The sequence below is a fragment of the Spirosoma daeguense genome (genome assembly GCF_054776875.1).
In genome coordinates this window covers 931,123-943,709 of record NZ_BAAHBF010000001.1, presented here as the reverse complement: position 1 = coordinate 943,709, position 12,587 = coordinate 931,123, and the positions used below count along the sequence as shown (strand labels likewise).

The 12,587-nt window shown below is 48.9% G+C and carries 8 protein-coding genes; 1 reads left to right on the top strand and 7 read right to left on the bottom strand.

The features are described 5' to 3' along the window. The 7 genes from ACYVD4_RS03630 to ACYVD4_RS03600 form a co-directional block, all read right to left on the bottom strand. Positions 1–1,233 carry a sialidase family protein gene (locus tag ACYVD4_RS03630; protein ID WP_460942493.1) on the bottom strand — a complete coding sequence of 411 codons (1,233 nt, stop codon included), beginning with the start codon at positions 1,231–1,233 and terminating at the stop codon, positions 1–3. Between the two features lie 55 nt (positions 1,234–1,288). Beyond that, positions 1,289–2,944: a BNR-repeat neuraminidase N-terminal domain-containing protein gene (locus tag ACYVD4_RS03625; protein ID WP_460942491.1), complete on the bottom strand. Its 1,656-nt coding sequence runs from the start codon at positions 2,942–2,944 to the stop codon at positions 1,289–1,291. 72 nt (positions 2,945–3,016) lie between these two features. Continuing rightward, on the bottom strand, positions 3,017–4,459 hold the full coding sequence (locus ACYVD4_RS03620) for a RagB/SusD family nutrient uptake outer membrane protein (RefSeq protein WP_460942489.1): 1,443 nt from the start codon (positions 4,457–4,459) through the stop codon (positions 3,017–3,019). Positions 4,460–4,477: 18 nt separating this feature from the next. Beyond that, positions 4,478–7,828 carry a SusC/RagA family TonB-linked outer membrane protein gene (locus ACYVD4_RS03615; RefSeq protein WP_460942487.1) on the bottom strand — a complete coding sequence of 1,117 codons (3,351 nt, stop codon included), beginning with the start codon at positions 7,826–7,828 and terminating at the stop codon, positions 4,478–4,480. Between the two features lie 158 nt (positions 7,829–7,986). Then, a complete protein-coding gene (locus ACYVD4_RS03610; RefSeq protein ID WP_460942485.1) occupies positions 7,987–8,961 on the bottom strand; it encodes a dihydrodipicolinate synthase family protein in 975 nt (324 codons plus the stop codon). A gap of 21 nt (positions 8,962–8,982) precedes the next feature. Continuing rightward, positions 8,983–10,110 (bottom strand): mandelate racemase/muconate lactonizing enzyme family protein, encoded by a 1,128-nt coding sequence (locus tag ACYVD4_RS03605; protein ID WP_460942483.1) that lies wholly within the window; start codon positions 10,108–10,110, stop codon positions 8,983–8,985. Between the two features lie 97 nt (positions 10,111–10,207). Next, complete coding sequence (locus ACYVD4_RS03600) at positions 10,208–10,897, bottom strand: FadR/GntR family transcriptional regulator (protein ID WP_460942481.1); 690 nt, start codon at positions 10,895–10,897, stop codon at positions 10,208–10,210. A 138-nt stretch (positions 10,898–11,035) separates the two neighbouring features. Here ACYVD4_RS03600 and ACYVD4_RS03595 point away from each other — a divergent pair, with 138 nt between their 5' ends. Continuing rightward, on the top strand, positions 11,036–12,520 hold the full coding sequence (locus ACYVD4_RS03595) for a sulfatase (protein ID WP_460942479.1): 1,485 nt from the start codon (positions 11,036–11,038) through the stop codon (positions 12,518–12,520). Positions 12,521–12,587 lie beyond the last annotated feature (67 nt).

Genomic DNA, 12,587 nt, shown 5'->3' with positions numbered 1-12,587 from the left:
TTATTTCGTTAAAGTCGCTACGTTGCCTGTGTCTTTCTGATCGGTGAGCCAGGCCAGATTAAACCGTTTGAGCACGACTTTATAGCGCCAGGATTGCTTTTCGGCTTCGTTGGTTTCGTATAGGCAGTAGATCATACCATCAGGACCAACGGCCAGATCGGAATAGCCCGCTTTGCCGGGGTCGATCACTTTTTTTACCGACCAGTTTTGCCCATCATCGTAGCTTAGTTTGGCGGTCAGATTCTGCCGCTTGCGGTTTCCTCGATTGTTCATCGGTTCCGTATCGTTCTCACTGTCGGGGTTGACAAACAGAATCCGATTTTTGCCGCCTTTATCCGAACCGCTTACCCGAATCAGGCTTGCCATGCAAACGGGATCGAACAATTCATCGTCGAAAGCTGGTTTTGTCCAACCGGTAGCACCATCCGAACTATAGGCAACCATCCGGCGGTGCGGGTCCGATTCGGTACGTATATTGAGCATCACGCGGCCGTCGGTAGTTTCGAGCGCTACGTGCTCGCTGGGGTTTTTAATTTCAGCAGTTGTGTTGGTGATAATGTCTCCCCGCTGCCACGTTTTGCCGAAATCATCGCTAAAAACTGTGGCTACGCAGGATGGCCTGTGATCGCCACCCGGAATTTTCGGATTCGGTTCGCAGAGCCAGATTGGAACCACTAGTCTACCTGCGCGTGCACCTTTTTGCAACTGAATCGCATGACCGGGGCCGGGAGCCAATACTTTCCAATTGTATTCGGGACGGAATTTCTCGAAGGCGTACGTAATGTCGGTAGGCACCGACCACGTTCTGCCATCATCCGTTGACTTGACGTAGTAGCAATTGCTGTAGTTGCGCTGATACAACACATGAATTGTTTTGCCATCGCGGTCAACAATGGGTGTGCAGTTCGAGGTGGGGCGTTTGGGTTCACGAGCGGCAATTACTATGTTATCGCCCCAGTTTTTGCCGCCGTCGGTACTACGTCGCATCACAATGTCGATATCGGCCCAGTCGCTCATATTATTTACCCGCGCTTCGCAAAAGGCCAGCAATGTTCCTTTTTTAGTCATGACCAACGCCGGAATACGGGTTGTTGCATACGTAGTACCGGGATCGAAAACCGTAGCGGTTGTTTCAAAAACAGGCTCCTGATTCGTAGTGGCCGTGTTTTTAGCCGTTCGACAACTGCCCATTAGCAGTGTACTGGCAATCAGGGAGAGAAGGAAGTTTTTCATACGGTTCTATGATTTAGGCAATAGCATATTCAATTTGTTGAGGTTTGGTTTACCCCTACTTTAGCAACTCATCCAGTTTAATTTTCTGAAAAACCAGATCGGCCTGACTGCTTTCATACACAATACCAATAGTTTTCTCATCTACCGACGTAATGCACGAGTAGCCACGTCCTTTGAGCTGGTCCAGCAAAATCCAGTGCTTCTCAGGCCATGTCATGCCATCGTCGAAACTCACTTTCAGCGTAATATGATCGCGGTCGGTTTTGCTGTTGGGATTTACGAACAGCAAAAGACTACGTTTCTTGCCATCTGAAGTATACTCATGTCGATGAATGCTGCCCATGCAGGTTGGTTCGGGTAAGGCGCTGGACGAAGAAGGATGATCGCGCCATGTTTTGCCCAGATCATTCGTTACGGCGATAACCCGGCCATTTTGAGCTGATAGATTACCCCGGTTTTTGTTCGCCCGCATGTTTAGCATAACAGAGCCGTCAGTCAGTTGAACGGCCATATTCTCGGTGGTGCTTTCGGGGCTGGCTTTAGTGCTGGTTGACCATGTTTTGCCGCCGTCTTTGCTATACGTAATGTTTGAGAAAGGCCGCCCGTCGGGTTCGCGCCCCTGCGTTGGGAAAACCAGCGTACCATCAGCTAACGTAATGCCAGCGCCCGGAGCCGGTGCCCAGAGCCACCAGTCGTCCTTTTTGCACATCTGCGTCAGATTAACGGGTTCGCTCCAGGTTTTACCGTCGTCGGTGCTTTTCGTCAGGAGAAATTGCGACGTTTGTTTCACATCGAAACCCGGTTGAGAGCCTTTGTTGCGCCATTGATGGTTCCAGTCAGTACTTGTTTCATTCAGCCCTTCGATCCACTTTCCCTCGTCGTTCAGCACGCCGTACATCCACAGACCGGCCACGAAAATGTTGTCCGAGTTTTTATCAACCAGAATGCAGAGGTCCGAAACGCCGTTGAATTTCTGCGGCAGATTGCCCCACGTACCTTTGTCGAGTGCAATTCGCATGGGTTCCCACGTAGTACCGCCATCCGTACTCCGACTAACACCAATATCGATATCGCCCTGCAAATCACGCGCACTACCACGACGGGCATCATAAACGGCTAGTAACGTACCGCGCCTGATTGTCGCTAATCCGGGTATACGGAAGGTATGGACATTATCGTCGTTGTGCTGACGTAGCGCGACACCAATACGTTGCTTCACTACGTTCGGTGATTGTTGTGGTTTGATACGTTCCGACGCTACGTTCACGACCTCGCACGTAGCATCGACGTAACCCATCAGATTCGCACCTTTTTTCAGTTCATACGAAAGCCAGAAATAGTTGATGCCGGGCTTGAGTGCTTGCTTGCCTTTTACCGAAAATTGACTGCCAATTTTCTCTATTTCTCCGAAAAGAACGGCGGTTTTTCTGGTAAGTGCAGTACTTAAAACCGAATCGGTGCCACAGTAATAGATTCTGGCGCGTGTAATATCTGCTACGTGTGTTGTGCCTTTTGTATCGAACGCGAACGTAGTGGCCTCTTTGTCAGAAATGCCTTCTGCTGCATTGATTGCCAGTCGCAGAATCGGGTTGTTGGTTTTGCCAGTCAACACAGGCGTCGCGAACTGTTTCTCGCTGACAGTTATGCCCGTTTCTGCCGGGATACGGCCGATGCCTAGAAACAACGTAGCGGCAAGAAATAGTCTGTTCATATCGTTTTTGTATCTACCATAACCATCCGGATGTAGAGACAAGGCATGCCTTGTCTCTACGGTGAAATCAAATTAATACCCTTCGGTTTGTTTGATTTTGTTGTTCAGCGCCAGCACACGCGTAGCAACGGGCCAGTACAACGGCGTGGTTTTGCCTTTCAGGTTTGGTACTACGTTGTAGACGTTAATGGTGCCGCCTTTGTGAAACCGGACAAGATCCCACCAGCGTTTATTTTCGTGGAATAACTCCCGGCCCCGCTCGTCCAGAATTTCTTTTTCGAGGGTTTGTTTGTCCGTCGTCGTAAAGTCGGCTACGCCAGCCCGTTTGCGGACTTTGTTAAGTTCGACCAACGCATCAGCCGGGCGACCCAATGCTGCCAATGCTTCAGCTTTTAGCAGAATAATATCGGCCAGCCGATAGATGATTACATCGTCGTCGGCAATACGATCTTCGGCGTAGAGTGTGCCTCGAAATTTATTTGGCCAGGCCAGCAGTTGCTTCGTGCCTTGTAATTCCCAGATGTAGCTTACGTCCTTACGTGTATCGCCGGGATATTTGTCGATCAATGTCCGAATCTCAGGACTAGCGGTGTAGGCAGCCTGCGCATTTCCCGGCTCTTTCACCAGCGACAACTCGGCTGCATTGGTAGCCGTACCCGAATAATTGCTGAGCGGCAGCGCGTTACGTGCATACATATCCGAACCCGTTTCGTTGCGGTTGAAATACAGGGAGAAGATAATCTCTGCATTTTTCTTATTGGTCGACACAAAAATGTTTCGGAACGAGGGCAGTAGACTCACACCCGATTTTTCGACTTCGGCAATGGCCGCCAGCGCATCGTTGAAATCAGCGGCTCCACCGTTTAGAACTTTAGCCGTCCACATTTTAGCATCAGCTTTGGTGGCATAGGCGGCTGGCTTCGAATAGCGATTTTTGTCGACAAAGCCGGCTTCTGGAAACAACGCGATGGCGGCATCCAGATCGGTAAATACCTGTTTGAATACGTCGGCAACGGGCGTGCGGGCCAGAAGCGGTACGTTCTCATCGACAATAGCATCAAGCGTTAGTGGTACGTCGCCCCAGATTTTGGCCATGTAATAATACATACTGGCTCGTAGGCAAAGCGCTTCGGCTTTCGTCCGGTTTTTAACCGTCTGATTGGCAAAGTTGAAACCATCCATTTGCTTGAGCAGCAGATTAACGTGCCCGATAACAGAGTAATACGGTGTCCAGTCTTTTGAATTTCCCGCGTTGATCACCTGCGACCAGTAGGCCGAAAAACGGGGGAGGCTTCCCTGTACGTAGCTGTCACTACGGTCGTCGCCGAACGCCAGGTCGTTCATCTGAATCCGGTAGAGCTGATAAATGCCAGTCAGGTAAGCCGAGAAATCATCTTCGTTTTGCCAGTAAACCTGATTCGTAATTTGTGAAGCGGGTTTTACTTCCAGCAGGCTCTCGCAGGAGAAACAGCTTAGTGCGGCAATCCAGCTACAGGTTATAAGTATCTTTTTCATCGTCGATGTCGGAAAAGGTTAGAAACGGATGGTAGCACCTAGTGTAAACTGACGAGGCCGTGGATAACCGCCTTCGTCGAAGCCTTTATAGACTTCTGGGTTTAGACCCGTATAGCCGGTTAAATAGCCCAGGTTATAAACACCCGCGTTGAGCTGTATCGAACCAGTTTTGATCCGGTTCGTAATCGTTTTGGGAACCTGATACGAGATAGAGACCTCGCGGAATGCCAGCCAGTCGCCTTTCGAAATGTAAATGGAATTATCGGTGCTGTAGCCTTCCAGACCAACTTGTGTATAACCGACCGCCGATGCGCCACGTAAGTGATTCCGGTAGCCGAAATCGGCGTCGCCGAAGCTGAAACGAGGGTATATTTTGCCTACATCGCCCGGATTTTGCCAGACATCGCTGTTCAATGCCTGACTGGGTGCCCCTTCATTCGAAGCCCGTGCCTGCCCCATAGAGCGGGCCAGTGCACCATTGCTGACGATGTGGCCGAGCGCGTAATCCATCGTGAAGCGAACGGTGATGCCTTTCCAGCTAAACGTATTCTGCATACCGCCAATCTTATCTGGAACGCGATAGCCCATGAATACCAGATCTTTACCGTCGATCTGGCCGTCGCTGTTCAGGTCGGCCCAGTTCACATCGCCCCCGTGTTTGGGTTTCCCCAATGCGACGCTCGTAACCAGTAAATCGCGTGGAGCGGCTTTCGCTTCTTCGTCGGTGGCGTAAATGCCGAGCGACTTCCACGCCCAGACGCCACCGGGACGTTCGCCTTCGGCATAGCCACCTACGTCAATATCGCGGCCCAGTGCTGGGTCATAAACGGCACCACCATTGATCCGGTTTTTATCCCGACCATTTGGCGGCAGTTCAACCACCGTTGTCCGGTTAAAGGCAAACGAGAAATTAGTATTCCACGAGAATGCTCCCGCTTTCAGCACCGTAGCACCTAGCTCGATTTCGATACCCCGGTTGCGAAGTTTACCAATGTTGAACGGAATGCTGTTGAAGCCCGATTCGGTTGGTAGCTGTAAATTATCGAGCCGGTTTTTGGTGAGTTTATTGTAGAGGTCGACCGTCAACGTAACGCGGTTGAACAGGCTTAGATCGATACCCGCATCTACTGTTTCTGTCGTTTCCCAAAGCAGATTCGGGTTCGCCAACGTAGTACGGAGAATACCGCCATTACCACCATAAGCCCGTGCGCCGTAGCCACCATACGTATCAGTATAGCTCAGGTTCGACAAGCCCGTTTGTCCGTAACTCGCTCTGATTTTAAGCTGATTCATGAACGGCACCTTCCAGAACGATTCCCGATGAATGTTCCAGCCTGCCGATAAGGAGGGAAACAACGCGTACTGATTGTTTGGGGCAAAACTGGAGAAACCGTCATAACGTAGCGAAGCGCCAAACAAGTATTTCCCGTCGTAATCGTAGTTAAGTTGCCCGAAAAAGCTGGCCGTTTTGCTGACATTCAACGTAGAGCTAACCGTGAAATTCGGTTGCTGTACGCCATTGACCGACGTTGTTTGCGGGTCGCCCGAAATGGTAATGTTATAATCGTTAGTTGACCGTTGTCCGTTTGCGCCGAGGTTAAACGCTGATAATCGGGTAAAGTTGAAACCAACAAGAGCGGTTAGATTATGTTGCGAGCCAAACGTGTGATCGTATTGCAGAATGTGATCGGTCATGATTTGTCGACTCTGGTTCGACTGTTCGACTTTCTGCCGTTGTACCTGCTGACCGGGGAAAAACCGCTCAAAGAAAATGTACTGGTAATTATTAACGTAGAGCGATGCCGATGGTCGGTAGTGAAGCCCTTTTACGATTTCCAGATCACCCGCCAGCCGGAATGTAGTTTGCTCGGTATTGGCATTCAGATTCTGGTAATACAGTTCGTGTAATCGGTTCCGAACCGATACACTTTCGCCTAGAAAAGGCTTACCATCTTCAGCATAAATCCGGTTTAGGGGCGTAATTCGAACCCCACGTACCAGCTGATTGAGCGTATTGTCGACGAATTTGTTATCGTTCCAGAGGTACGACAGATTCGCGTCAAGTTTAAATCGGTCGCTTACTTTGAAACCAGCATTTACCAGTCCGCTGAACCGTTTGTAGCCCGTTCCCAGAAACACCCCGCCCTGATCGACGTAGCCTAACGATACGTTGTAATTGCTACGTTCGGTTCCACCATCGACTGCTACGTTATAATTGTTGGTACTGGCCGTTTTCCAGATAAGATCCTGATACTGGTTGTCTTTGAAGATGATTGATTTGCCCGGATTGAGCGGATCATCGATAGTTTGCCAGCCATTGGCTAGGAGATTATTGACGTAAGGCTGTCCTTCCACAGAAACCAGATTATCGAGGTAAGCTGTTGTAAAATAAGCAGCACCATACTGGCCGGGCCGTGTATAAGTAGGCGTAGTAGCCGAATTACCAGCCGAATAAAGCTTTGTATTAATATCGAAAACGTCGAGCCCACGAGCCCAGGTTTTACGCGCCAGTGTCAGGTAGTCGCGTCCGTTCAGATATTCGTAATTACGCGCCTGTGTTTCAACGCCATGCTGGTAACGAAACGTTACGTTGCCACGACCGTTATTATTTTTTCCTGACTTGGTTTTGATAATGATAACGCCGTTGGCCCCCCGCGCTCCATAAGCGGCAGTCGAAGCAGCATCTTTCAACACTTGCAGGGATTCGATATCATCGGAATTTACGTCGTTGAAATTCCGGAAAACACCGTCGATAACCACCAAAGGATTACTGGACTGGATAGCGCCAATCAAATCGCCACCGCCTGTACCGGTGCTGGTGCCATACGGATTTAACGTAGTGCCGCCCCGGATTACAATATTAGCCGCTGCCCCCGGCTGGCCCGACAGAACCGGCACGGAAACTCCCGCCATTTTTCCTTGTAATGCCTGCACCGGACTAGCTGAGGGGATATTCTGCAACTCTTTATTGTCGAGCTTCGAAACCGATGCACTCGTTTTAGCACGAGATTGTTCGGCATAACCGACAACAATTACCTCATTCAGCGCCTTTACATCTTCCTTAAGCGATATGTTGATCTGGCTACGTCCGTTGACCGGAATTTCCTGTGTTACGTAGCCAATGAAGGAAACGACCAACGTAGCATTGGTCGCCGGTACCGACAACGTATAAGCGCCATTGATATCGGTCACAGTACCGGTTGTCGTGCCTTTTATAACGACGCTTACGCCCGGTAAACCGTCGTTGTCTCCGCCTGTAACCTGCCCTTGCACCTGCAATCGGGTTTGCGCCTGACTATTGGATGCGCTAACCCAGAAGATTAGTCCGACCAGCCAGCTACAAACATGAATTATAGAACACTTTAGCATAACAAATTGGATTAAGTAGGAATAGTAAGAGTATTTTGTTGTTATGTGAATAAGTAGGACATAATAACACAATGTTCTTTAGAATTCTGGAAAGTTCAAAGCAAGTGACCTATTTTTTTGTATTCCTTATGGAAATAATGACATTTAATTACGTGAAGTCATTTGTCCGCGAATTCCTCAGCGAAAGCGGGAATTAACGTTTGAGCCGCTAGTCTTACAGCTGTTGCATCTTCATCCGGAATATAACGGTACGGCCAGCGCATACGGCACCCTACTTCCGACCAGCCGCCAACTACCGACATGAATTTGTCACAAGCGGGATTTGGATACCCTTTCTCAGTGATGTACGGGGCAATATATTCACGCATCCATTGCTGAATACCCTGTTCCCAAGTCAGTGCCTGGCCGAGATCGGTTTGTGTTAAATCTGACCAGCGCTGTGCTAGTTTTGGGTGCAAGCACGCTACGTTCGAATAAGCTCCGTGAGCGCCTTCTTGTATGCCCGTTGCCAGAAAATGACCCGGTATGAAGACTGATAAGCCCTGCATATGTTGCCGCATCTGTGCGTACCATTCACTATTGCCACCCGGTACTTTCACTCCAACTAATTGCGGAATCGCTTCTTTTAAGTGCCCAAACTGCTCAGGTGTCAGCTTGACTTTGGCGTGAGGTGGATTGTAAAGCACCAGCCGAACATCGAGCGAAACAGCCGCCATACGGCTTAGGAACGTAACGATTTCAGATTGAGTGGGCGGAAACCAGTCGGGTAGAATAACCTGCACAGCGCCGGGTTCCCAACGTAGCGACCGTTTCAACCGCTCCAGCGACAGGATTGGACTTATATGACTGACGCCAATCTGAAATGGCATTCCGGCTGCATGGCATTTCCTTGAAAGTAATTCGTGAATCTGGTCGAACTCGGCTTCAGTCTGATTGTAAAATTCCCCAGCCGTTCCATTCGAATAAATACCGTCGACGCCGAAGCTTATCAACGTATCGATTTCGTCGGTCAGCCGACCAAAATCGATGGAGTCATCGTCGCTAATAGGTAGCATCAACGTAGCCCAATTACCCCGAATATCGGTGGCTTCGAGTGGTCGATTGACAAGTTGAGGCTTTGGATTTAGATTCATCGGATAAGGGCATGTGTAACACTAATAGGAACAACCTCGGATTATTTCAACAGTATGATTATCAAGCCAGTCCCAGTCTAACTCAACACCAAGACCCGGCCCCGTTGGGCAATACTGGCAACCATCTTCCCGAATCTCCAGCGGATCATTTTTTAGCCCAAACCGAAACATAGGGTGATGGCTCTCCAGAAACCGGGACAATCGCGTAGCGCAGCCTACATGCAGGTTGGCAACATCGAGTAGGGGAGCACCGGCGGTATGGATTTCGAGCCCGTAACCCATCATTTCGCACATGCCCAGTGCTTTCATAATACCCGTAATGCCGCTTTTATGATGCACATCACCCCGAATGAGGTCAATGGCACCCTGACACATGTAATTCGGTAATTCAAATAAACCAACCGTTTCGGCAGCCAGTATCGGTGTTCGGATGGAGTCGGCCAGCTTTTTCAACAGACCAATGTGCGCATCTGGAAATGGCTCTTCGAACCATTCGTAGCGAAGCTCATCCAGTTCATAGCCAATCTTTAAGGCATCGTCGAACGATAAAACGGCTGATGAATCGAGCATGAGCGGGAAATCTGGCCCAACCAATTCCCGCGCTTTCCGAAGTCGGGGAATATCCAGCGCGGAGCCGCCCGATAACTGAAGTTTTATACCTCGAAATCTCTGTTTAATCTTCTGCGTTACTTCCTGCTCCAGTTCCTCAAGAGTCGTGATTGTCTGTGGGGGACACGTAGCGTAGGTAGGCACTTTATCGCGGTATTGGCCAAGAAGCTTAGCAATAGACATGCCCGCAGCTTTTCCTTTGATATCCCACAACGCTACGTCCAGATTTCCCCAAATGGCCTCGCGTAGATTGTAAAGATGCCGTTGTTTCTGCCGAAATGCCTGCCAGATGGCTTCGTGATTCAGCGGATCTTTTCCGACCAGATCATGATAAAAAACATCGTGCACTGCATAAGCCGAGGCTCGTCCCTGCCCCAGCGGGCCATAGTCCATAGTATATCCTTCAATACCGTCGCTGGTATGCAACGTAGTTAGCGGAAAATCCCAATACGGTACGTGCCCTGCCGGAACTGGTCGAGGATGAAACCAGGCTCCGGCACTAATACGAATCAGGCGAGTCGTTATGTCTGTAATCTGCATCTCTACTTGCACTTATGTAGTACATATAAATGCGAAATAAATAATCAACTATAAAAACTCCTAATTTTCTACTACTTTTTTGTTGGATAGTTAAATTTTAGCCCAGACGTAGCAAATGCGGTTCTAAGTGACGTAGCATTCCGCTGGCGAATTCTTCGGGCGTACCGTGTTTAAGAATGTTTACCAGATCGCGGTGGGTTACCGAGCCAACCGTGTGAAAATCATGATCTGTTTCGTATTCCACTACGTATTCAAATACGGGCATTAGCATGGCCTGAAAACGCTTAATCGTTTCATTGCCAGCCATTTCGTAAAGAGCTGAATGAAACGCAATTTCACAATCAACTTTTTCCTGAATCGTCTGAACCTGTGCTTCCCGGCTAACAATATTTTCCAGCTTCTGAATGCCTGCATCGGTTTTTCGGGCAAACAACAAGGCTGCCTGACCAACTTCGAGCACCAGCCGAAACTCGAAAATCTGCTTCCGTGTATCGGTGCCCAGAATGTGCGGGTGCATCATCCGTTCCAATCCGCTCAGAATATCGGGTTGCGTCAGAATCATACCCCGGCGTTTCTTGGTTTCAATCATACCTAACATCCGAAGTCGGCTCAACGCTTCGCGCACTACGTTTCTACTAACGCCCAGTGCTTCAGCTAGTTCTATTTCTTTCGGGATAGCATCGCCCGGTTTAAACGCTTTATGCGTAATGTATTCACGTAGTCGTTCTTCCACCTGGTCGGCCATGGTGGTGGTAATTATCGGTTCTATCTTAGGTGTCGCTTCCATTCATACTCGAGATCGGTAGTAGAAGAATTATGTATACCGACCTACGGAAATGCTAAAGTAATGATTTGCTGAATAAGTAGTACATTTATACAAATTTCAAAAAGGCAGCTCTTTATTGATGAGCTAATTTATTGAATAATGAAATCGCTGCACCTGTGTATATTACTAAGCGTTGTCAGTATAGTTGGGTTAAGCTTCCAATACGCTCGAAATACTACGTATGCGAAAGGCCGACAGAATGTTCTATTCATTGTTGTTGATGACTTACGACCAAATCTGGGCTGCTACGGTGACTCGATAGCGCAAACGCCGAATATCGACCAATTGGCTCGTAATGGAATAACATTTACACGAGCGTATTGCCAGCAGGCCGTTTGTGCACCCTCGCGGGCATCGATGCTGACCGGGCTTCGTCCCGATTCGATTCGTGTATGGGATCTTAATACACCCGTTCGAACGTACTTGCCGAACGTAGTAACATTGCCAGAGCAGTTTAAACAGCAAGGCTACGTAACACAGTGCATTGGTAAGATTTTTCATGACCCTGCCGATCATCAGGATGCGCAATCTTGGTCAGTACCGGAACAATTGCATATTACGGATGAAGCAGGCGGTAAATACGTATTGCCCGAAAATATCCGTAACGGTGGTAAAGGATTCTGGAAAGCGGCTCCCACCGAACAGGCGGATGTGTCGGATACTGCTTATGTTGATGGGCGGGTAGCGCAGGCGGCAATGCAGGCGCTGGACCAGTTAAAAAAGCACTCCTTTTTTCTAGCGGTTGGCTTCCGGCGACCTCATCTGCCTTTTTCGGCTCCCGAACGTTACTGGAAAAAATATCGACCAGAACAGTTTGCCAGCCAAACCAATGAACAAATGCCTACAGATGCGCCCGTTTACGCTGGACATCTTTCAGCCGAACTTCGCGGATACACGGATATACCACTTAAAGGAGAATTGGAAGAGGCTACGAAGCGGCAGTTACGTCGTGGGTACTACGCCAGTATTAGCTATGTCGACGCGCAGATAGGGCGCTTACTGCAAAAACTTGACGAGCTTGGTTTAAGTCAGAACACGATTGTTGTATTGGTTAGTGATCACGGCTTTCATCTGGGCGAACATGGGATTTGGACAAAAACATCGAATTATGAACTCGACGTTCGGGTTCCGTTGATTGTATCGGCGCCATTTCGTAAAGCAAAAAATAAACGTAGTGAGGCATTGATAGAGCTGATCGATTTGTTTCCAACGCTGACGGCGCTTTGCCAGTTGCCTTCTCCGAAACAAACGCAGGGACGTTCGTTCGTAAAACTGCTTGATAATACTAATCTAGCGCATCGGTCGGTAGCAGTTAGCCAATTCCCACGACCGTGGACGTATAAAAACAGCCCTGACCTGATTGGGTATTCGGTACGTAATCGTCGTTATCGATATATCGAGTGGCGGAATTATAGGGATGGCTCTGTGAAGAGTACAGAGTTGTATGATCTGGATAAACAGCCTGTTGAACGTATCAATCTAAGTAATCAGGCGGCTTCGGGAAACGTGTTGAATGAAATGGCTACGGCACTACGTCGTGAGATTCCCCTGAAATCAGCCCCATTACAAAATAATACTCGCTAACGTAGTGATGTGTTGCGCACTATGTAGTGTCAGGTATTACGTAATAAACCAACACCAGCATTACCGT

Coding starts and splice junctions, on each gene's coding strand:
- ACYVD4_RS03605 (WP_460942483.1), bottom strand. CDS start 10,110: ATGCAGATTACAGACATAACGACTCGCCTGATTCGTATTAGTGCCGGA.
- ACYVD4_RS03620 (WP_460942489.1), bottom strand. CDS start 4,459: ATGAAAAAGATACTTATAACCTGTAGCTGGATTGCCGCACTAAGCTGT.
- ACYVD4_RS03630 (WP_460942493.1), bottom strand. CDS start 1,233: ATGAAAAACTTCCTTCTCTCCCTGATTGCCAGTACACTGCTAATGGGC.
- ACYVD4_RS03610 (WP_460942485.1), bottom strand. CDS start 8,961: ATGAATCTAAATCCAAAGCCTCAACTTGTCAATCGACCACTCGAAGCC.
- ACYVD4_RS03600 (WP_460942481.1), bottom strand. CDS start 10,897: ATGGAAGCGACACCTAAGATAGAACCGATAATTACCACCACCATGGCC.
- ACYVD4_RS03625 (WP_460942491.1), bottom strand. CDS start 2,944: ATGAACAGACTATTTCTTGCCGCTACGTTGTTTCTAGGCATCGGCCGT.
- ACYVD4_RS03615 (WP_460942487.1), bottom strand. CDS start 7,828: ATGCTAAAGTGTTCTATAATTCATGTTTGTAGCTGGCTGGTCGGACTA.
- ACYVD4_RS03595 (WP_460942479.1), top strand. CDS start 11,036: ATGAAATCGCTGCACCTGTGTATATTACTAAGCGTTGTCAGTATAGTT.